Here is a 20,274-nt window from a genome sequence, read left to right as displayed (position 1 = left end):
CAGGTCCAAGGGCAGGCTTCCTACATGGAAATCCGCGCTTCGGGCAATCCCGCTTCGCGCGCCAGCGTTCTACATTGAGGTTTTCCCCAGAAAAAGATGATGGCAAACACAGTGAAGGACGGAGCGGGACTGCGGGCGGAACCGGCCAAGGGGCTGCGCGTTCTGGTCGTGGAAGACGATCCCGACGCGCTGTCGGCCACCGTGGAGATGCTCGAGTTGCTGGGCCACTGGGCCGCCGGTGTGCGCAGCGCCGAGATTGCCAAGGACCGCTTCCTGGACGGTGCCTTCGACGTCCTGCTGACCGACATCGGCCTGCCGGCGCTCTCCGGCATGGACCTGGTCGAGAGCCTGCGCGCCCGCCATAAGCTCGAAGTGATCTTCGCGACCGGGCGGCCGCCGCCCGCGACGCCCATCCCGGATTCGTCCTGGCTTCAGAAGCCTTTCAGCGTCGAGCAGCTCGAATCGGCCCTCAGCCGCGCGATGGGGCGCGCGGAAGCCTGAGGCGAAGCCTCAACCGCGCGTCGGCGAGAGCGGCACGTCCCGCAGCGGTGTTTCGATGGGCGGCTGCTGCGGAAGAACCGGTCTTGCCTCCGCCGGCGACTCCTCGGCCGCCTCGGGCAGGAAACGTTCGATCAGCGCAAAGAAGCGGTCGTAGAAGCGCTCGTCGGTCAGCGTCTCGCTCGCCACCTTGACCAGCGCGTCGTCGCTGGACGAGAACGGCAACGACAGCGAGCCGATCGCCCCGACGCCCACCGTCGCCGAGTTGTTGACCTTCTTGATCCCATAGCGGTCCTGCAGCGCGCTGGCGAAGGCGATGGTGCTGCGCGGCCCGTTCCGGCCATTGCTCTCCCTTGCACAGACCACGCGGAATTCGACCTCCACATGCACTTCCGATGCGGGCTGGAAGCTCTTGCGGCCGGTGACGAGTTCGTGATTGCCCGCGGTGATCATGTAGCCCTGGCTCAGCAGTGCCCGGCGGGCTGCCTCGCAGGTCTGTGCCTCGGTGGCGACGTAGGTGCGGGTGTGGGTGGTGGTGGAGTCGAAACCCTCGGGTTCGTACGAGACGCGACGCGTCGCCGTGCTGCATCCTGCGACGAGCAGCGAGAAGAGCAGCGCGGCAGCGGCTGCGTGGGAAATCGGGAAGCGCATGGCGGACATGGGAAGACGAGACTCGGAATGCTAGCGGCAACTGGCCGCCAGCGGCTCCCCTTGGACATGCCGCGGCGCCGCGCGTTCCCCTGTCCGTCGACTCAATCGTCCAACCGGACCACGCGATGCGCCCTGCCGCGCGTGGCGGCGATGCAGCGGGCATTGGGCTCGTCGGTCTGCTCGACCCAGGCCAGCGCGTCGGCACGGCTGCGACCGAACTGCTCGTGGCGCCGCACGAGCCGATCCCGTCGAAGTTCATCCTCCACGTCGACGTACCAGATCTCGTCGAGCAGCGGTGCAGCCCCGGCCCAGGGCCCTTCGTCGAGCAGCAGGTAGTTGCCCTCGGTGATGACCAGCTGCGTCTGTGGGAGTACGGCGATGGCGCCGGCGATCGGCTCCTCGATCTCGCGCCGGAATTCAGGCGCGTAGACGATGCCATTGCGTTGCTCGCGCAGGCGCCGCAGCAGGGCGACGTAGCCCGCGCTGTCGAAGGTATCCGGCGCACCCTTTCGACCGGCGCGGCCCAGCCGCTGCAGCTCCACGTTGGCCAGGTGGAACCCGTCCATCGGCACGACCTGCGCGCGACCCGGCAACGCCTTCAGCAACGCCTCCGCCAAGGTCGACTTGCCCGAGCCGGGCGCGCCCACCAGCCCGAGCAGCTTGCGCCGCCCGTCGGCCAGCAAGGCATCGATGCGCGCCAGTTCCGCGGCGGGCACCTCGATCATGCGCAGATCACGGGTAAAGGCCGCGTTCCTGGCGAGCCATCAGGATGCGTTCGCAAGCCACCGCGTAGGTGGCGGTGCGCAGGCTGATCTTGTGCTGGTCGGCCTTGTCCCAGATGCCGTTGAGCGCGTTCATCATGATGCGGTCGAGGCGCTCGTTGATCTCGTCCTCGTCCCAGAAAAAGGACGAGAAGTCCTGCACCCATTCGAAGTAGCTCACCGTCACGCCGCCGGCATTGCAGATCACGTCCGGCACCACCAGCACGCCGCGTTCGGCCAGGATGTCGTCGGCCGTGGGCACCGTCGGGCCGTTCGCGCCTTCGAGCACCAGCCTGGCCTTGGTCTTCTGCGCGCGCTCCGCGGTCACCTGGCCTTCCAGCGCCGCGGGGATGAGGATGTCGCAGGCCACGTCCCAGAAGGACTCGTTGTCGATCACGTCACCGCCCTTGAAGGCGACGACGCCGTCGGTGCGGGAGATCGGCACCAGCGTGGCGAGGTCGAGGCCCTTGTCGTTGAAGATCGTGCCGGTGTGGTCCTGTACAGCGACGATCTTGGCGCCCGCCTCGGCAAAAAGCTCGGCCGCGACCGAACCCACATTGCCGAAGCCCTGCACTGCGATCCGCGCGCCGCGCAGGTCGAGTCCCAGGCGCCGCGCCGCTTCGCGTCCGGTGACGAAGACGCCACGGCCGGTGGCCTTCACGCGGCCGAGCGAACCGCCCAGGTGGAGCGGCTTGCCGGTGACCACGCCGGTGGCGGTGCCGCCGACGTTCATCGAATAGGTGTCCATCATCCAGGCCATGATCTGGGCGTTGGTGTTCACGTCGGGCGCCGGGATGTCGCTGTGCGGGCCGATGATGAGGCCGATCTCGCTGGTGTAGCGGCGGGTGACCTTCTCCAGTTCCTTCAACGAAAGCTTCTTGGGGTCGACGCGGATGCCGCCCTTGGCGCCGCCGTACGGCAGGTTGACCGCGGCGGTCTTGACCGTCATCCAGGCCGACAGCGCCATCACTTCCTCCAGCGTCACATCCGGGTGGAAGCGCACACCGCCCTTGCCGGGACCGCGCGAGAGGTTGTGCTGCACCCGGTAGCCCTCGAAATGGGCAATGGAGCCGTCGTCCATCTCGATCGGCACGTCGACGATCAGCGCACGCTTGGGTCGCTTGAGCGTCTCGACCCAGCGGGCCAGACCGCCGAGGTAGGGGATGACGCGATCGACCTGCGACAGGTAGGTGCCCCAGGGGCTGTTGGCGGTGGGCTGGACGTAGGACAGGACGGAGCTCATGGCGATCCCTTGTTGTTGAACGGATAGGCGCGACGATAGTCCTCCTGCGCCCGCCGCGCCACGCCTATGCATGTTGCTTTGGCGGTTATGCGCTTGCGGCAAGCAGGGCCGCATTGCCGCCTGCGGCGGTGGTGTTGATGGTGAGCGTCTGCTCCGCGCAGAAGCGCAGCAGGTAGTGGGGGCCGCCCGCCTTCGGGCCGGTGCCGCTCAGGCCCTCGCCACCGAAAGGCTGCACGCCGACCACCGCGCCGATGATGTTGCGGTTGACATAGATGTTGCCGACGTGCGCCCGCGCAGCCATCGCCAGGGCGCGGCTGTCGATGCGCGTCTGGATGCCGAGGGTGAGCCCGAAGCCGAGTTCGTTGATCCGGTCGATCACCGCCTGCGGCTCGCCCGACCAGCGCACGATGTGGAGCACGGGGCCGAAGATCTCGGTCTTCACGCTGTCGATGGAAGGCACTTCGAATGCCTGGGGCGTCACCAGGTTCGGCACCGCCCGGGCCGGCTGCGAAGGGGCGACGAGCACCCGGGCTTCCGCGCTCAGGCGCTGCAGGTGGCGCAGGATGCCGTCGAAGGCCTCGCGGTCGATCACGGGGCCGACATCCGTCGCCAGCAGCGCCGGGTCGCCCGTGACCAGTTCCATCGCCGCGCCGCGGATCATCTCGATCAGGTCGGCAGCGATGCTTTCGTGGATCAGCAACAGGCGCAAGGCCGAGCAGCGCTGGCCCGCCGAGCGAAAGGCGCTCTGGACGACCGCATCGACCACCTGTTCCGGCAACGCGCTGGAGTCGACCACCATCGCGTTGATGCCGCCGGTCTCGGCGATCAGCGGGACGATCGGGCCGTCCTTGGCGGCGAGTGCGCGGTGGATGATCTTCGCGACCTGCGTCGATCCGGTAAACACCACGCCCGCCACGCCGGGGGCTGCGACCAGCGCCGCGCCGACGGTTTCGCCCGGGCCGTGAAGCAATTGCACGGCGTCGGAAGGCACGCCGGCGGCATGCAGCAGCTTGACCGCTTCGGAGGCGACCGCCGGCGTCTGCTCGGCCGGCTTGGCCAGCACCGTGTTGCCGGTGGCGAGCGCGGCGGCCACCTGGCCGAGGAAGATCGCCAGCGGAAAATTCCAGGGGCTGATGCACACCCAGGGGCCGCGCCCTGTCAGCCGGAGCTCATTGCTCTCGCCGGTCGGGCCGGGCAGTGCGATCGGGTGCATCACGCGCTCTGCCTCGTCGGCGTAGTAGCGCAGGAAATCGACGGTCTCGCGGACTTCGGCCACCGCGTCGCCCCAGGTCTTCGCGGCTTCCTTGACCAGCAGCGCGCAGAAGCGCGGCATGGCGGTTTCGAGGGCATCGGCTGCATGGCGAAGCGCGGCAGCGCGCTGCGTGACGGGCGTGCGGGTCCACGAGCGATAGCTGGTTGCCGCGGCGGCGACGGCCTCCGCCGCGCGATGCGCCTCGAATTCGGGGACGGCGGGGACGACGGTCGCGGCCAGCGCGTCGAGCAACGGGGCCCGCATCGATTCGACGGTCAGGTCGACGCCCTGGCTGTTGCGGCGCGCGGGCGGCGGACCGTAGAGCGCGTGCGGCAAGGGCAGCGATTCATTCCGATCCAGCCACAGGGGGGAGACCAAGAGTTGATCCATACCGACCGACTCGTCACCCAACTGGTTGACGAAGGACGAATTGGCGCCGTTCTCCAGCAGGCGACGCACGAGGTAGGCGAGCAGATCCTTGTGCTTGCCGACCGGCGCATAGACACGCACCGGCACCGCGCTGCTCTTCATCACTTCGCGATAGATGCCCTCCCCCATGCCGTGCAGCCGCTGCAGTTCGAACCTGGCCCCCATGCTCGCCACTTCGTGTGCTTCACCGCCCCTCGAGGGGGCTTCCTTTCCCTGGGGCGGTCCGGCGAATAGGCGCACATCTCCGGCCATCTGCAGGATCGCCGCGATGGTGCCGGCGTTGTGCGTGGCGAACTGCGGATAGATGGCATCGGGCGCCGCGAGCAAGGCGCGGGCGCAGGCCAGGTAGCTCACGTCGGTGTGGTGCTTGTGCGTGAACACCGGGTAGTGCGGCAGGCCCAGTTCCTGGGTGCGCTTGATTTCCGCGTCCCAGTAGGCGCCCTTCACCAGCCGGCACATGAGGCGCAGCCCGTGCTTGCGCGCGATCGCCGTGACGTGCTCGACCAGCTCCAGCGCGCGCGTCTGGTAGGCCTGCATCGCGAGGCCGTAACCGCGCCACTGCGGTCGCTTTGCGGCCACCTGCGCCGCCAGCGTCTCGAAGACATCGAGCGACAGTTCGAGACGGTCGACCTCCTCCGCGTCGATCGTGAGGTTGAGGTTGGCGTCGGCCGCGAGCTCACAGAGCTGCCACACGCGCGGCACGAGTTCGCGCATCACGAGTTCGCGCTGGGCATCTTCGTAGCGGGGATGCAGCGCGCTGAGCTTGATGGAGATGCCGTCGTTGTGCTCCGGCGTGCCGGTGCGGTCCGCGCCCGAGGCAATCGAATGGATGGCGTTGATGTAGCTGTCGAGATAGCGGCGTGCGTCCGCGTCGGTGCGTGCTCCTTCGCCCAGCATGTCGTAGCTGAAGCGCAGTGCTGCATGTTTGCGGTGTGCAGAGCGCGCTTCGCCCATGGCCTCGTCGATGGTCTGGCCCAGCACGAACTGGCGGCCGAGCAGCTGCACCGCGCGCAGCGTCGCGGCCACCACGGTGCGGGCACCGAGCCTCGCCATCAGGCCCGGCTCCGCATCCACCTGACCCGTTTCATCGGAAGGATGCGGGAGGAATTTCTTCGACAGGGCGATCGCCGAGGAGGACAGGCGGGAGAGCGTCGAATCGGCGCTGCCATCGAAATCGGCCCGGCCCAACTGGTCGGCGGTCAGGGCGATCGCTGTCTCGGCGTCGGGCACCCGCAGCAGCGCTTCGGCCAGGCGCATCAGTGCCAGGCCTTCCGCGCTGGAGATCGGGTATTCGCGCAGCAGGCTTTCCATGGCCCAGAACGGTGGCGGCTTGTCGCGCACGGCGCGCACCCACCGGGATGCGGGGGGCACGACCAGGGCCCAGTCGAGAGCGGCTTTCAGGGAGGCGAGGCGGTGCGAGACGATCTCGGCTTCGGGTCGGTAGGGAGTGGGCAGGCGCATGGCGGCGATCCGTTAGTGAATACGTCGATGCTCCAACTTCGCACGGCGAGTTATTCACCAAAAATCGGTCGTCGACCGGATAATTCGCTACGCATGAACGAATACCCAGCCGATCTCGACCGCATTGACATGAAAATCCTGAAGGTTCTTCAGGAAGACGGGCGGATTTCCAATCTCAAGCTGGCCGAGACCGTGGCGCTCTCCCCCACCGCTGTGCTGGCGCGCGTGCAGCGCCTCGCGCGCGAGGGCTTCATCCTGGGTTACGAAGCGCGGCTCGACCCGCACAAGCTCGGCCGCGGCTTCACCGTCTTCGTCGAGGTGCTGCTGGACCGCACGACGCCCAACGTGTTCGACGCGTTCAAGGCCGCCGTGCAGGTGCGCGACGAAATCATGGAATGCCACATGGTCGCCGGCGGCTTCGACTATCTGATCAAGACCCGCATGGCGGACATGGCGGCCTATCGCGCGTTCGCCGGCACAGTGCTGTGGCAGCTTCCGGGTGTGCGCGAGACCCGCACCTACGCGGTGATGGAGGAAGTGAAGAACAGCGCCAGGCTGCCGCTCGGCATTTGAGCCCCCTGCGCCCTACCGCATTTCGTCGAATTCGATCACGCCTTCCTTCATGACCAACGGGATGCGCTCGCCCTGGCCCAGCAGGCAGTTGACGTCTTCCAGCGGATTGCCGTCGACAACCAGAAGGTCGGCCAGCGCGCCTGGCACGAGACGGCCGAGACGGTCGCTCATGCCCAGCACCTCCGCGCCCACGACGGTCGCGCTCGCCACCGCCTCGGCGGCGGAGAGAACTTCCGCGCGCAGTCGGAACTCATCGCTCTGGAGGCGCTGCGATTCGCCGAGCAGGTCGGACCCGAAGCCCATCTTCACGCCAGCCGCCTTGTAGATCTCCAGCGAGCGCAGGCCTGCTTCGCGTACGTCGGCCACCTTCGCCACGCTTTCCTTCGGCAGTCCATACCTTTCGCCTTCGCTTGCGAGCGCGTCATAGGTCACCAGGGTAGGCACCACGTAGGCGCCTGCCTGCGCCATCAGCGCCGCGGCGGGCGCGTCGACCAGGTTTCCGTGCTCGATGGTCCGCACGCCGCATCGGACGGCCCGCGCAATGGCGGCCGCCGTGTAGGCATGCGCGAGCACGTAGGTGTCGCGCGCCCGGGCCTCGTCCACGATGGCGCGGATTTCGTCCTCGCTGTAGCCGAAGGCGCCGACCGGATCGGTCGGCGAGGCGACGCCACCGGAGGCCATGATCTTGATCTGGTCCGCGCCCATCTGCAGTTCTTCCCGCGCGGCCTTGCGCACGGCATCGACGCCATCGACCACGCGCGACAGCGCGCCGACGCGCACACAGGAGCAGGCCGGCTCTTCGTGCAGGAAGTCGGAGCGCGCTCGCATGTCGCCGTGACCTCCAGTCTGGCTCAGGGCGCGGCCCGAGACGAACAGCCGCGGGCCTTGCGCCAGGCCGGACTCCACCGCCTGCTTGAACGCGTGGCCCGCACCGCCGGCGTCGCGCACCGTCGTGAAGCCACGCCGAAGCATCCCGCGCAGGATCGGCACGCTGCGCAAGGTCACGAGCACATTGGGCATGTGGACCTGCCGCGCGATGTTGAGTTCGATGGCGATGACATGCACGTGCAGATCGATCAGCCCGGGCATCACCGTCTTGCCCATGACGTCGATGACACGCGCCGCGTTCGTGCGGATCGGCCGATCGGAGATTTCCTTGACGGCACCCTGCTCGACCAGGATGTCGCGCCCCTCCTGCAGTTCGCCAAGCAGGGGATCGAGCAGATTCGCGTTCTTGAAAAGCACTGAATGGGTCATGGCTACCTCGGAGAAATAAAGTCGGCCGGCCGGCACCCTAGCGCCATGACGGCCGGTACCGCCAACTGCGCGAACACCGTCGCGAGTTCGACGTGCTCGTCCCGATACCAATCCTTCTGATGGAGAAGGTTGACGGTCCCCACGGTCTCTCCGCACCAGCGCATCGGGATGTTGAGCACACTCTCGCAGCCGAGCGAACGGATCAGTTCGTGGTCGAAGAACACCTCGCGGATGTCATCGGCGTTGCGCCCGATGTAGGGCAGGCCCCGCTCCATGACTCGCTGCATCCATTGCGAATCGGTGATGGGCTTGCGTCCCTGCACGGGATAGGCGTCCGGCATGTTGGTGTAGGCCCGTTCCGATTCCCGCTCGTCGCGGTGATGGACCAGGATGGTGAACAACCGGTGCCCGACGGTGGCCGCCAAGGCGTGGTCGATCGCTTCGAAAGTGGATTGCGGCTGGCGGACGTCACCGTGGGCTCGCGCCACATGGGCCAGCAGCCGGGTGACCTGGAATTCCATCATCGGCATTTCCTCAGGAGAGTTCGGCGGCGGCGATGTCTTCCAGCGACCGGCCGCGTGTCGGTACGCCCATCACCATCACGGCCGCCGAGCCCAGCAGCAGCATCGCGGTCGTCATGCCGAAGACGCCGCCGAAGCCGAGCGTCGGATAGACGAAGCCGACCAGGATGGGCGCCGTGATGCCGCCGATGCGTCCGATGGCGGATGCCAGCCCGGCGCCCGTTGCACGAACCTGCGTGGGAAACACTTCCGGCGTATAGGCATAGACGCCCGCATAAGTACCGTTCATGAAGAAAGACAACAGCACGCCCGCCACCATGATCTGCCCGTCGCTGTGCGTGAATGCGAGCCCGAGGGCGGCCAGCCCGCCCAGCAGCATGTAGCTGACGATGGTGGCCTGGCGGCCGATGCGGTCATTCAGCCACGCAGCCGAAAAATAGCCGGGCACCTGTGCCGCGTACATGACCAGCGAATAGCCGAAGCTCTTGGTGATGGTCATGCCGCTCTGGACCAGCAGGCTCGGGATCCAGGTGAAGAAAGAGTAGTAGCTGAAGGTGATCGAAAGCCACATCAGCCAGGTCATGCTGGTGATACGGAAGAGCTTGCGCGACAGCAGCGTCGCGTAGTTCTTCCACAAGCCGCCCCGGCTGTCGCTGGGCGGGGGTGCCGCGACGTCCTGCGGGTCGAGCGCCGGAAGCGCATGGCCGCGTTGCACGACATCGGCCTCCACTGCGTCCATGATCTTGTTGGCCTCGGCCAGGCGCCCCTGGCTTTCGAGCCAGCGGGGCGATTCGGGCAGCACGCGCCGCCACCACAGCAGCATCAGCACCGGCGTCGCGGTGAGCAGGATGACGATGCGCCAACCTTCGGCATGCGCCGGCACGATCAGGTAGCCCAGCAAGGCCGCGGCCACGAAGCCGAAGGAGAAGAAGCCGGCCAGCGCGCCGGTGAAGGCGCCCCGGTAGCGACGCGCCACGAACTCCGACAGGTACGGTGCAATGATCACGCTCTCGGCCCCGGTACCGAAGCCGGCGATGACGCGCAGGACCAGGAAGGTGCTCCAGTCATTGACCATCGCGCTGAAGAATGATGCGACGCAGTAGACCGCCAGCGCCGACATCATCACCTTGCGTCGACCGATCAGGTCGCCGAGCGAGCCCGCCACCAGCGCGCCGAAGAAGAATCCGATGAAGTTCGCACTGGCCAGCACACCGATCTGCACGCTGCTCAACGCCCAGGCCGTGCGCAGCACCGGCAGCACGAAGGCGATCACGGCGGCGTCCATCGCATCGAAGCTGTAGCCCAATCCACCCACGAGAAGCAACCGGCGATGAAAGCCGGAGAACGGCAACCGTTCGATGCGAGCCGATAGCACGGTCATGTGAAGCCCTTGTCTCTTTGAATGTGACGGCGTGGATGCCGCGTCGAATCGTAGGTTCAGTGCAATATGGCCACAAATTTATAGTTACTATGGTGTGTATTGATGTGCTGAATGAATTGCCATGGCCACGAGCTACCGCAGCGCCGACCTCAATCTGCTGAAAGTGCTGGAAGCCCTGATGACCGAAGGCAGCGTCACTCGCGCAGCGCACAAGCTGTCGCTCACGCAGCCCACCATCAGCAATGCGCTGCGCCGCCTGCGAGACACCTTCGACGATCCGCTCTTCGTGCGAAGCGGCGCCGGCATCAAGCCGACGCGACGGGCGCTCGATCTCTGGGAGCCGCTCGCCCAATCCCTGCAGACGATCCGGGGCACGCTGGAGATCGACAGCTTCGATGCACTGCGCAGCACCTCAACCCTGAGCATCGCGATGTCCGACTACGTGGCCAGCGTCGTGATGCCCCGGTTGAGCAGCCGGTTGAGCCAGATCGCGCCGTCGATGCAGATCCACACCATTCCCAACACGCTGGTGGACTTCGGCCCCGTGCTCGCGAACAACCAGGCGGATTTCGCGATCAGCGTCTATGCCGAGGAAGTGCAGCGGCCCGCCTTCCTCAAGTCGCGGGCACTGTGGTCGCCTGATTTCGCCTGCGTCATGCGGACCGGTCATCCGTTCAGCCGACTCGAGCGGATTCCGCTGAAGAAATTCCTCGCGGCGCGCCACATCGACGTCAGCCTCGCGGGCAAGACGCTGCCGACCTACGACGTGTTCCTGCGCAGCCGGGGTCTCCAGCGCAATCTGGTGACCACCGTGAATCACTACGCGACGGCCTACGACGTGGTCCGCCGTTCGGACCTGATCGCGGTGCTACCGCTGTCGAGGGGCCTCGACCCGCCGCGCATGGCCGGTCTGCGGCATGTGCCGGTGCCGCTCGAAGCCCCCTCGCGCATGGTGGAACTGTTCTGGCACCAGCGGCACGAGACTTCCGCGCTCCATCAATGGGCGAAGGGCGTGCTGCTCGGGTTGTTCGCCTGAGCGGCGCCTATCGCCGGCCGAAGATCGCCGTCCCGACCCGCACCATCGTGCTGCCGGCCGAGATCGCCGCTTCGAGGTCGGCGGACATGCCGAGCGACAGGGTGTCGAGCGCAATGCCCGCCTCGCGGATCTGGTCGAAAACACGGGCCGCGGTCAGGAAAAGCCCACGTTGCGCGGCGAAATCGGGCGCCGGTTCCGGGATCGCCATCAACCCGCGCAGCCGCAAACGTGGCAAAGCCGCAACGGCACGCGCAAGGGAAATCGCTTCTTCCGCGGTGACGCCGGATTTGTTAGCCCCGCCGTCCACATTGACCTGCAGACACACCTGCAAGGTCGGAAGATGCAACGGCCGCTGCTCGGAAAGCCGTTCGGCGATCTTGAGCCGGTCGATGCTGTGCACCCAGTCGAAATGCTCCGCCACGACCCGTGTCTTGTTGCTCTGCAAGGGCCCGATGCAGTGCCATTCGAGCTGGCCGCGCAGATCTGCCAGCACTTCGATCTTCGCGACGCCTTCCTGCACGTAGTTCTCGCCGAAGGCCCGCTGCCCGGCTGCATGCGCCTCCCGGACCGCCTCCGCCGGGAAGGTCTTCGACACCGCTAGCAAGTGCACGCTCGCCGGATCGCGACCGGCAGCCGTGCACGCCGTCACGATCCGGTTCTGAACTTGCTGGAGGTTGTCGCCAATCATCGTCATAATCCCAAAAGCGTATCAAAACGTCACCGAGGAGCTTCGTGGACATTACCCAATTGCTGGCCTTCAGCGTCAAGAACAAGGCGTCCGACCTGCACCTGTCGTCCGGCCTGCCGCCCATGATCCGCGTGCACGGCGACGTGCGGCGCATCAACGTCGACGCGCTCGACCACAAGGCCGTCCACGCCATGGTGTACGACATCATGAGCGACACGCACCGCAAGCACTACGAAGAGTTCCTCGAGGTCGACTTCTCCTTCGAGATCGACGGCCTCGCGCGCTTCCGGGTGAATGCGTTCAACCAGTCGCGCGGCGCGGCGGCTGTGTTCCGGACCATTCCCTCGAAGATCCTCACGCTGGAGCAGCTCAACGCGCCGAAGATTTTCGGCGACCTCGCGCTCAAGCCCCGTGGCCTGGTGCTCGTGACCGGCCCGACCGGCTCCGGCAAGTCGACCACGCTGGCCGCGATGATCAACTTCCTGAACGAAACCGAGTACGGCCACATCCTCACCGTCGAGGATCCGATCGAGTTCGTGCACGAATCCAAGAAGTGCCTGATCAACCAGCGCGAGGTCGGCCCGATGACGCTCTCCTTCGCAAACGCGCTGCGCTCCGCTCTGCGCGAAGACCCGGACGCAATCCTGGTCGGCGAAATGCGCGACCTGGAAACCATCCGCCTCGCAATGACCGCGGCGGAAACGGGCCACCTGGTGTTCGGCACGCTGCACACCTCGTCGGCCGCCAAGACGATCGACCGGATCATCGACGTGTTCCCGGGCGAAGAAAAAGAAATGATCCGCGCGATGCTGTCGGAGTCCCTGCAGGCCGTGATTTCGCAGACACTGTGCAAGACCAAGGATGGCCAGGGCCGCGTGGCGGCGCACGAGATCATGCTGGGCACGCCCGCCATCCGGAACCTGATTCGCGAAGGCAAGGTCGCGCAGATGTATTCGTCGATCCAGACCGGCAGCGGCCAGGGCATGCAGACGCTGGACCAGAACCTGACGGACCTTGTGCGCCGGAGTGTCATTTCCGCAGCCGAAGCCCGCGGCAAGGCCAAGATCCCCGAAAATTTCCCCGGATGATATGGCACACCCCCAGGCTGCGCGCACTTCGTGTCGCTTCGCCTACCCCCCTTGCAGGGGGCAATACCGGCGGACCGGCCGAGCCGGGCCGCGGTATTTCTGGAATTGAAGGGCCCGGGCCCTTACGACTGCACTAGGAGCTCAGATGGAACGCGATCAAGCCAGCCAGTTCATCAACGACCTGTTGAAGCTCATGGTGAGCCGCAACGGCAGCGACCTGTTCATCACGGCTGATTTTCCGCCTGCGATCAAGGTCGACGGCAAGGTGACCAAGGTGTCGCAGCAGGCGCTTGGCTCGCAGCACACGCTGGCGCTGACGCGGTCGATCATGAACGACCGGCAGACGGCCGAGTTCGAGCGCACGAAAGAGTGCAACTTCGCGATCTCGCCGACGGGTATCGGCCGCTTCCGCGTCAATGCCTTCGTGCAACAGGGCAAAGTCGGCATGGTGCTGCGGACCATTCCCGCCAAGCTGCCGACCATCGACGGGCTCGGCATGCCGCAGGTGCTCAAGGACGTGGCGATGACCAAGCGCGGCCTGACCATCCTGGTCGGCGCGACCGGCTCGGGCAAGTCGACCACGCTCGCCGCGCTGATCGATTGGCGCAATGAAAACTCCTTCGGGCACATCGTGACGGTCGAGGACCCGGTCGAGTTCGTCCACCCGCACAAGAACTGCGTCGTGACGCAACGCGAGGTCGGCATCGACACCGACAGCTGGGAAGCCGCGCTGAAGAACACCCTGCGCCAGGCGCCCGACGTGATCCTGATGGGCGAAATCCGCGACCGCGAGACCATGGAACACGCGGTGGCCTTCGCAGAGACCGGGCACCTGTGCATGGCGACGCTGCACGCCAACAGCGCCAACCAGGCGCTGGACCGGATCATCAACTTCTTCCCCGAGGAACGCCGGGCGCAGCTGCTGATGGACCTGTCGCTGAACCTGCGATCGCTGGTCTCCCAGCGCCTGATTCCGACCGAAGACGGCCATGGGCGCATCGCGGCCGTCGAGATCCTGCTCAACACCCCCCTGATCTCCGACCTGATCTTCAAGGGCGAAGTCGGCGAGATCAAGGAGATCATGAAGAAGAGCCGCAACCTCGGCATGCAGACCTTCGACCAGGCGCTGTTCGACCTGTTCGAAGGCAATGCGATCAGCTTCGAGGATGCGATTCGCAATGCGGACTCGGCGAACGACCTGCGGCTGCAGATCAAGCTCAACAGCCAGCGTGCGCGTACGACGGACCTCTCAGCGGGCACCGAGCACTTCGCGATCGTCTGAAGGCCGGCGCAGCCAGGCCCGTTCGTGAAACACCGCGGAACCGGCTTTGCCGGGCCGCAGGTGTTGCCCCCGGCAGGGGGTGGAGAGCGACACGAAGTGCGCGAGCCTGGGGGCGAGCTCGGATTAAGCTAGGGGCATGAGCAGCCTCAATCCCAAAACCTACGACTCCATCCCATCGCAAAAGGTCGCCTTTCTCGGCCTGGGCGTGATGGGCTACCCCATGGCCGGCCACCTTGCGTTGGCCGGCCACACCGTGACGGTCTACAACCGGACCGACGCGAAATCCAAGGCCTGGCAGGAAGAATTCAAGGCGCAGGCCCAGGGCGCCCTGACCCACTCGGCGACGCCGAGGGGTGCGGCCTCCAATGCGGACATCGTCTTTTGCTGCGTCGGCAACGACGACGACCTTCGCTCCGTCGTGCTCGGCGAAAACGGCGCCTTCGCGGGAATGGCCAAGGGCTCGGTGTTTGTGGACCACACGACCGCCTCGGCCGACGTGGCGCGTGAACTCGCCAAGGCGGCGCTCGATCTTGGGCTGCAGTTCATCGATGCACCTGTCTCGGGCGGCCAGGCCGGCGCCCAGAACGGCGCACTGACGGTGATGTGCGGCGGCGACTCGGCCGCCTTCGACCGCGTCAAGCCGGTGATCGCCGCCTTCGCGCGCGCCTGCACCCTGCTGGGCGAGAGCGGCGCGGGGCAGCTGGCGAAGATGGTCAACCAGATCGCGATTGCCGGCCTCGTTCAGGGGCTGTCCGAGGCCATCGCCTTCGGCCAGCGTGCCGGCCTTGACATGAACGAAGTGCTGGGCGTCATCGGCAAGGGCGCGGCGCAGAGCTGGCAGATGGACAACCGCGGCAAGACGATGATCGATGGCAAGTTCGAATTCGGCTTTGCGGTGGACTGGATGCGCAAGGACCTCGGCCTCGTGCTTGACGAGGCCAAGCGCAACGGCGCCCGGCTTCCGGTGACGGCGCTGGTCGACCAGTTCTATGCCGACGTCCAGCAGTCCGGCGGCAATCGCTGGGACACGTCGAGCCTGATCACCCGGCTCAAGTAGCCCCCCGGCGCCCGCCCTCAGCGAACCGGCGCCGTGGTCGCGCCGCCGCCGGGTGACGACGGCAGCGGCGGCAGCGGTTCCATCGGCGGAAGCGGGACGTTCGAGCGGGAAGCCGGCGCCGGGCTCGTCCCGCCCTGCGTCGCGCCCGAGGCCGCCGGCTGCTGCTGTTGCTGTTGCTGCTGCTGCTGCTGCTGGCTCTGGATGTTCGCCAGATCCTGCTCGCTGACGACCTCGACGATGCGCACCACCTTCTGCACGCCCGACACGCCACGCGCGATGTCGGTCGCGCGATCGGTCTCGCGGCGGGTGGCGATGCCCATGATGTAGACCACGCCGCGGTCGGTCACGATCTTGAACGAGTTCGCGAAGATGTCCTTGGCGTCAAGCAGCGAAGCCTTCACCTTGCCGGTGATGAAGGTGTCGTTCGAGCGTTCCTGGAAGCTGCTCGGCGGCCCGACCACCAGTTCGTTGTAGACCGTCTTCACGTTGTCGACGCGGCGGATGGTGTCCTCGACCTTGCGGCGATCGGCCTCGGTGCCCACCGAGCCCGTCAGGAGCACCTGGCGGTTGAAGCTCGTGATGCTGACGTACATGTTGTCGTTGGCGATCTCGCGGATGCGCGCCCCGCCACGCAATTCGATGCCCTGGTCGTCCACCTGCGCGCCGGAGCTGCGGCGGTCGGTCGCCACCATGCCCACGCCGACGGCCGCAGCCCCCCCGACGGCCAGCGGAACGCAGGCGGAAAGGCCGGCGACCATGAGAGCGCCTGCAGCCAATGCCATCGCGATGCGTTGAGTGGATCTCGTCGTCATAGGTAGGACCTTCCTTTGATTGTTCGTATGGGGTGGGCGTCAGGCGGACAGGAGCGACGAATCGCTGTCCTGGTCGCCGAGCAGCTGCGCATCGACGCCATCACACAGGCAATGCAGCGCGAGAAGGTGGACTTCGTGGATGCGCGCCGCGCGCTCGTGCGGCACGCAGACCTGGACGTCGGTTTCGCGCAGGGCACGACCCACGGCCCCGCCGGTGCCGCTGCCCGTGCTGGCGGCATTGCCGAGCAGGGCGACGACCGTCATGTCGCGTGCATGGGCTGCTTCGACCGCGGCGAGCACCGCAGCCGACTGGCCGCTCGCGCTCAGCGCAAGCAGCACGTCGCCGGCTTGGCCGAGGGCGCGGACCTGCCGTGCGAACCGGTCGGCATCGAGCGCGTCAGGGGTGTCGGCTGCAGGGTCGGTGGCATCGCCTGGCAAGGCGATCGCCGCCAGTTCGGGGCGATCACGCTCGAAACGGCCGACGAACTGCGAAGCGAACTGCGCCGCGAGGAAGCCCGAGACGCCCGCGCCGCACGCGAGGATCTTGCCCCCGCTGGTGACGCACGCAAGCAGCGCCTGCATGGCCTGCGAAATCGGTTTGCCGAGGAGAGGGCCTGCCTGGTACTTCAGGTCGGCGCTGTCGATGAAATGCTGCTGGATGCGTTGCTCAAGCATGGGGCGGGATGATAACTGCGCGATGGTGCGCGCCTCGTGAAACAAAACGTGTTGCGTTGTGGAGCCGCGATCGGCGCGCAGGTTCCCGAAAGGATTCAACCCGCATCGAAGGCGCCCCGGATCCACTCGATCCGCTCCTCGATCAGCACGACATCGAAGCGACAGGGTGGCATCACGCGCAGCCGGCTGATGTAGTGCCGCGCCGCAAAAATGATGCGGCGTTGCTTCACCCCCGTGATGCTGCCGCCCGCGCCGCCATGCGTGCCACTGGCGCGCCGGCGTACTTCGACGAAAACCAGCGTGCCATCGCGCGGATCGCGCATGATGAGGTCGATCTCGCCGCCGCCGCGGCCGGGGGTTCGATAATTGCGCGCGACCAGGCCCAGGCCCGCCGCCTGCAAGTGGTCGAGCGCGTCATCTTCTGCCGCGTCGCCTCGCTTCTTCGTCGTCACTGTCGCGACCTCCCTGTCGTCTTGTTCTGGAGAAACCTTTGAACGCACTCGCTCCCGCTTCGTTTGGCGCTGCCCTGCAGGCCGCACGCGATGCCGCGGGCGCGCAGCATTATCCGCAGGCGACGCTCTACGTGGTCGCGACGCCGATCGGCAACCTGGCGGACATCACGCTGCGCGCGCTGCACGTCCTGGAGATCGTCGATGCGGTGGCCTGCGAGGACACCCGCCACACGCAAAGCCTGCTGCGGGCCTACGGCATCGAGCGGACATCGGCCCAGTTGCTGGCGCTGCACCAGCACAACGAGGCGGAGGCCGCGCAGTCGGTCGTCGCCAGGCTCGCGAACGGCGAACGCGTCGCCTACGTGAGCGACGCCGGCACGCCCGGCGTGAGCGACCCCGGCGCCCGCCTGGTCGCCGCGGTGCGCGAGGCCGGCTACCGCGTGCTGCCCTTGCCCGGTGCGAGCAGCGTGACCACGCTGGTCGGCGCGGCGGGACTGGTCTCGGGGGGCGACGCCGGCAGCGCCTTCGTCTTCGCGGGCTTCCTCCCGAGCAAGGCGGGGGAACGCGATGCCGCCGTGCTTGAACTTGCCGACGAAGCACGCAGCGTGGTGCTGCTCGAAGCGCCGCATCGCATCGAGGCATTGGCGCGCGCACTGGCGACGCTGGGGGATCGCCGGATCACCGTGGGCCGCGAGCTCACGAAGCAGTTCGAAGAGATAGCGACCGTGACGGCAGCCGCCCTGCCCGACTGGTTCGCCGCGAGTCGCGACCGCACGCGCGGGGAGTTCGCGCTGGTGTTGCATCCGAAGCCCGCGGCCTCCGACGACGGAGTCGAAGGCGAGCGCGTTCTGCGCCTGCTCCTGGAGGAACTGCCACTCAAGAGCGCCGTGCGCATCGCGGCCGAAATCAGCGGTGCGCCGCGCAACGCGCTCTACGACGCGGCGCTGCGCATGCGCGAAGAGCCGAACGACTAGCCTCTCGCTACGCCTCAGCCGTCGAGTTCGGCATACGCCCGGAAGATGCCGTCCTCGTTGAAGGCGATGCGGCGAGGGCTTTGCAGATAGTCATGCACGCGTTGTCGGCGGCTGACGTTCGTCGCGAGCTTGGCGACGGCTGGCGTCTGTGCAAGTGCTCGCGCCGTCGCCTTGGGGAACGCATAGCGCAAGCCCGACACGAGCTGGAACAGCGAGAGATCGGCATAGGTCAGGACATCGCCGACCAGATGCACATCGCCCGCGGGATTGCGCTGGAGGATGGTCTCGAACCAATCGAGGAACTTGGGGATGCGCTCTTCGCGAAACGACTTCGCCCGCGCCAGCGCCGCCTCGCGCTGATCCTCGTAGTAGAGGCCGTTCGATAGCGGATGGTGCGTGTCGTGCGCCTCGGCCACTGCGTCGGCGATGGTGAGTTGCAACTGGTGCGTCCACAACCCGTCGGCCTCGCCCACGCCCGCCAGCCCCAGGCGCGGCCCCAGATACAGCAGGATCACTGCCGTCTGCCCGACGACGATGTCGCCATCGACCAGAAAGGGCGGCGCGAACGCGGGCCGCGGGGTGTCCGGGTCGCCGAGCCGTCGCCCCAACGCGGCTTCACCGCCGCCTTTGGAGGGCGGCTCGCGCGCCACGTCGACATAGGCCGCGCCCGCGGCCTCGAGCGCCAATCGGACGAATTCGCCGCGGCCCTGGATCGTGGGCCAGTAGTGCAATTGATAGGTCACGGGTCCTCCGCGCGAGAAGGCTGTCACCAGCCGCTGTCTACTGCCCGACCACCGACCAGCCGGCTTGCTGGTTCGTCTTGTCGTTCTCGTATTCCCAGCGCGTGCCGCAGGCGTCGCAGCGGTAGCTGGTGAGGGTGACCGTGTGGCTGCCGCCATCGGGATCGCTGCGCTCGGCCTTGCGGCTGGACAGTTGCACCAGTTCGGCGTGGCCCGGTGCGCGGCGCCAGTTGCGCTGGATGCCGGCGCAGGAGGCGCAGAGCGTCATCTTCTTAAGTTCGGCTCTTCGGTTGTCTTCGGTTGTCATGGGGCCTCCGCTCACTGTCGTTTCATCAGGTCAGCGGGCATGTTAACGACGCGACGACCCTGACAACGCCAGCGCCAGCCTCGCGCCGACGTCGGCGTTGTGCTTCACGAGTGCAATGTTGGTAGCGAGGCTGCGCCCGCCCGTCAGCGCCTTGATCCGCGCCAGCAGGAAAGGCGTCACCGCCTTGCCCGTGATGCCCTGCGCCTTCGCCTCGTCGAGCGCCTGCACGGTCAGCGCATCGATCTCCTCGCGCGGCATCGCAGCGGCTTCAGGGACGGGCGTGCTCAGCACGATGCCGCCCGACAGGCCGAGGTCCCACTTGGCACGGATGAACTTCGCCTGCGCTTCCGCATCGTCGAGTCGGTAGTCCGCCCGGAAACCGCTGTCGCGCGTGTAGAAGGCCGCGAAGTTGTCCTGCTCGCAACTGAGCACCGGCACGCCATGCGTTTCGAGGTATTCGAGCGTGAGCCCGATGTCGAGGATGGACTTCGCACCCGCGCACACCACGGCCACCGAGGTCCGCGCCAGTTCCTGCAGGTCGGCGGAAATGTCGAAGCTTTCCGATGCGCCGCGGTGCACGCCGCCGATGCCGCCGGTGACGAAGACTTCGATGCCGGCCAGCGCCGCGCAGATCATCGTGCCGGCGACCGTTGTCGCGCCGAGTCCGCCGCTGGCGAGCACCGCCGGCAGGTCGCGCCGGCTGACCTTCATCGCCTCCTTCGAACGGCCGAGCAGTTCGAGCTCGTCGTCGGACAGACCGATGCGGATGCGCCCGCGGATCACGGCGATCGTCGCCGGCTCGGCGCCCAGGTCGCGGATCAACGCTTCCACCTCGCGCGCCGTGCGCACGTTTTCCGGGTACGGCATGCCGTGGGCGATGATGGTCGATTCCAGCGCGACGATCGGCCGGCCGGCCGCCTGCGCCGCGGCCACGGGCGCGCTGAAAGTCAGCCAGGTACGTGGGGGGTCTGAAGCCATGAGTGTGTATCTACCTCCAAAGGCCAATGCGCAGTGATACCCATGGCCACGGCGCCGATTCGCACTCGGGAGGGGTCCGAGGCGACCCTCGGGAGGACGCCGGCGGCGTGGTATCCGAGCATACTGCGGCACCGCTTTCCCCCTTTCCCACCCACTCC

Annotated in this window: 21 protein-coding genes; 7 read left to right on the top strand and 14 right to left on the bottom strand. The window is 66.9% G+C overall.

What is annotated here, in order from left to right; all coding sequences use genetic code 11:
• The first annotated feature begins 99 nt into the window (after positions 1-99).
• Positions 100-501 (top strand): response regulator, encoded by a 402-nt coding sequence (locus ACSFBL_RS23465; RefSeq protein ID WP_435518222.1) that lies wholly within the window; start codon positions 100-102, stop codon positions 499-501.
• Positions 502-510: 9 nt separating this feature from the next.
• On the opposite strand, the gene ACSFBL_RS23460 is transcribed toward ACSFBL_RS23465, so the two are convergent.
• The 4 genes from ACSFBL_RS23460 to putA form a co-directional block, all read right to left on the bottom strand.
• A complete protein-coding gene (locus ACSFBL_RS23460; RefSeq protein ID WP_435518338.1) occupies positions 511-1,149 on the bottom strand; it encodes a DUF2242 domain-containing protein in 639 nt (212 codons plus the stop codon).
• A gap of 101 nt (positions 1,150-1,250) precedes the next feature.
• Complete coding sequence (locus ACSFBL_RS23455; protein ID WP_435518221.1) at positions 1,251-1,874, bottom strand: nucleoside/nucleotide kinase family protein; 624 nt, start codon at positions 1,872-1,874, stop codon at positions 1,251-1,253.
• Between the two features lie 7 nt (positions 1,875-1,881).
• Positions 1,882-3,153 (bottom strand): Glu/Leu/Phe/Val family dehydrogenase, encoded by a 1,272-nt coding sequence (locus ACSFBL_RS23450; protein ID WP_435518220.1) that lies wholly within the window; start codon positions 3,151-3,153, stop codon positions 1,882-1,884.
• A gap of 85 nt (positions 3,154-3,238) precedes the next feature.
• A complete protein-coding gene (gene putA, locus ACSFBL_RS23445; RefSeq protein ID WP_435518219.1) occupies positions 3,239-6,295 on the bottom strand; it encodes a bifunctional proline dehydrogenase/L-glutamate gamma-semialdehyde dehydrogenase PutA in 3,057 nt (1,018 codons plus the stop codon).
• Between the two features lie 93 nt (positions 6,296-6,388).
• On the opposite strand from putA, the gene ACSFBL_RS23440 reads away from it, so the two are divergent.
• Positions 6,389-6,868, top strand: coding sequence for an Lrp/AsnC ligand binding domain-containing protein (locus tag ACSFBL_RS23440; protein ID WP_435518337.1), 480 nt, complete (start codon positions 6,389-6,391; stop codon positions 6,866-6,868).
• 12 nt (positions 6,869-6,880) lie between these two features.
• Here ACSFBL_RS23440 and ACSFBL_RS23435 read toward each other — a convergent pair whose 3' ends face one another.
• From ACSFBL_RS23435 to ACSFBL_RS23425, 3 genes are read right to left on the bottom strand one after another with little or no spacing between them, the layout of a single operon-like run.
• The gene (locus ACSFBL_RS23435) at positions 6,881-8,125 is read right to left on the bottom strand and encodes a metal-dependent hydrolase family protein (protein WP_435518218.1); all 1,245 of its coding nucleotides are present in this window, start codon (positions 8,123-8,125) and stop codon (positions 6,881-6,883) included.
• Positions 8,126-8,127: 2 nt separating this feature from the next.
• Positions 8,128-8,649 carry a GAF domain-containing protein gene (locus ACSFBL_RS23430; protein WP_435518217.1) on the bottom strand — a complete coding sequence of 174 codons (522 nt, stop codon included), beginning with the start codon at positions 8,647-8,649 and terminating at the stop codon, positions 8,128-8,130.
• 10 nt (positions 8,650-8,659) lie between these two features.
• Entirely contained in the window at positions 8,660-10,027 is a 1,368-nt protein-coding gene (locus ACSFBL_RS23425) for an MFS transporter (protein WP_435518216.1), read from the bottom strand.
• A 121-nt stretch (positions 10,028-10,148) separates the two neighbouring features.
• On the opposite strand from ACSFBL_RS23425, the gene ACSFBL_RS23420 reads away from it, so the two are divergent.
• The gene (locus ACSFBL_RS23420; protein WP_435518215.1) at positions 10,149-11,063 is read left to right on the top strand and encodes a LysR family transcriptional regulator; all 915 of its coding nucleotides are present in this window, start codon (positions 10,149-10,151) and stop codon (positions 11,061-11,063) included.
• A 7-nt stretch (positions 11,064-11,070) separates the two neighbouring features.
• Here the strand turns inward: ACSFBL_RS23420 and ACSFBL_RS23415 are convergent, their stop codons facing one another.
• The gene (locus ACSFBL_RS23415) at positions 11,071-11,757 is read right to left on the bottom strand and encodes a YggS family pyridoxal phosphate-dependent enzyme (protein WP_435518214.1); all 687 of its coding nucleotides are present in this window, start codon (positions 11,755-11,757) and stop codon (positions 11,071-11,073) included.
• Positions 11,758-11,795: 38 nt separating this feature from the next.
• On the opposite strand from ACSFBL_RS23415, the gene ACSFBL_RS23410 reads away from it, so the two are divergent.
• The 3 genes from ACSFBL_RS23410 (at position 11,796) to ACSFBL_RS23400 (ending at position 15,178) form a co-directional block, all read left to right on the top strand.
• Positions 11,796-12,839: a type IV pilus twitching motility protein PilT gene (locus ACSFBL_RS23410; protein ID WP_435518213.1), complete on the top strand. Its 1,044-nt coding sequence runs from the start codon at positions 11,796-11,798 to the stop codon at positions 12,837-12,839.
• A 145-nt stretch (positions 12,840-12,984) separates the two neighbouring features.
• Positions 12,985-14,121, top strand: coding sequence for a PilT/PilU family type 4a pilus ATPase (locus ACSFBL_RS23405; RefSeq protein ID WP_435518212.1), 1,137 nt, complete (start codon positions 12,985-12,987; stop codon positions 14,119-14,121).
• Positions 14,122-14,257: 136 nt separating this feature from the next.
• On the top strand, positions 14,258-15,178 hold the full coding sequence (locus tag ACSFBL_RS23400) for an NAD(P)-dependent oxidoreductase (RefSeq protein WP_435518211.1): 921 nt from the start codon (positions 14,258-14,260) through the stop codon (positions 15,176-15,178).
• Positions 15,179-15,195: 17 nt separating this feature from the next.
• Here ACSFBL_RS23400 and ACSFBL_RS23395 read toward each other — a convergent pair whose 3' ends face one another.
• From ACSFBL_RS23395 to ACSFBL_RS23385, 3 genes are all read right to left on the bottom strand, one after another.
• Complete coding sequence (locus ACSFBL_RS23395; RefSeq protein ID WP_435518210.1) at positions 15,196-15,990, bottom strand: BON domain-containing protein; 795 nt, start codon at positions 15,988-15,990, stop codon at positions 15,196-15,198.
• A 39-nt stretch (positions 15,991-16,029) separates the two neighbouring features.
• Entirely contained in the window at positions 16,030-16,665 is a 636-nt protein-coding gene (locus tag ACSFBL_RS23390; RefSeq protein WP_435518209.1) for an SIS domain-containing protein, read from the bottom strand.
• Positions 16,666-16,760: 95 nt separating this feature from the next.
• Positions 16,761-17,165 carry a YraN family protein gene (locus tag ACSFBL_RS23385; protein ID WP_435518208.1) on the bottom strand — a complete coding sequence of 135 codons (405 nt, stop codon included), beginning with the start codon at positions 17,163-17,165 and terminating at the stop codon, positions 16,761-16,763.
• On the opposite strand from ACSFBL_RS23385, the gene rsmI reads away from it, so the two are divergent.
• Entirely contained in the window at positions 17,156-18,091 is a 936-nt protein-coding gene (gene rsmI / locus ACSFBL_RS23380) for a 16S rRNA (cytidine(1402)-2'-O)-methyltransferase (RefSeq protein ID WP_435518207.1), read from the top strand. The two genes, ACSFBL_RS23385 and rsmI, sit on opposite strands and share 10 nt — an antisense overlap.
• Before the next feature lie 14 nt (positions 18,092-18,105).
• Here rsmI and ACSFBL_RS23375 read toward each other — a convergent pair whose 3' ends face one another.
• From ACSFBL_RS23375 to ACSFBL_RS23365, 3 genes are read right to left on the bottom strand one after another with little or no spacing between them, the layout of a single operon-like run.
• Positions 18,106-18,834 carry a glutathione S-transferase gene (locus tag ACSFBL_RS23375; protein WP_435518206.1) on the bottom strand — a complete coding sequence of 243 codons (729 nt, stop codon included), beginning with the start codon at positions 18,832-18,834 and terminating at the stop codon, positions 18,106-18,108.
• A gap of 37 nt (positions 18,835-18,871) precedes the next feature.
• Positions 18,872-19,138 (bottom strand): hypothetical protein, encoded by a 267-nt coding sequence (locus ACSFBL_RS23370; protein ID WP_435518205.1) that lies wholly within the window; start codon positions 19,136-19,138, stop codon positions 18,872-18,874.
• 42 nt (positions 19,139-19,180) lie between these two features.
• The gene (locus tag ACSFBL_RS23365; protein WP_435518204.1) at positions 19,181-20,116 is read right to left on the bottom strand and encodes a pseudouridine-5'-phosphate glycosidase; all 936 of its coding nucleotides are present in this window, start codon (positions 20,114-20,116) and stop codon (positions 19,181-19,183) included.
• Positions 20,117-20,274 lie beyond the last annotated feature (158 nt).

It is taken from the genome of Variovorax glacialis (genome assembly GCF_051216375.1).
Taxonomy (GTDB): domain Bacteria; phylum Pseudomonadota; class Gammaproteobacteria; order Burkholderiales; family Burkholderiaceae_C; genus Variovorax.
The sequence above is the reverse complement of the archived record's forward strand: the minus strand, read 5'-3'. Positions and strand labels throughout refer to the sequence as shown.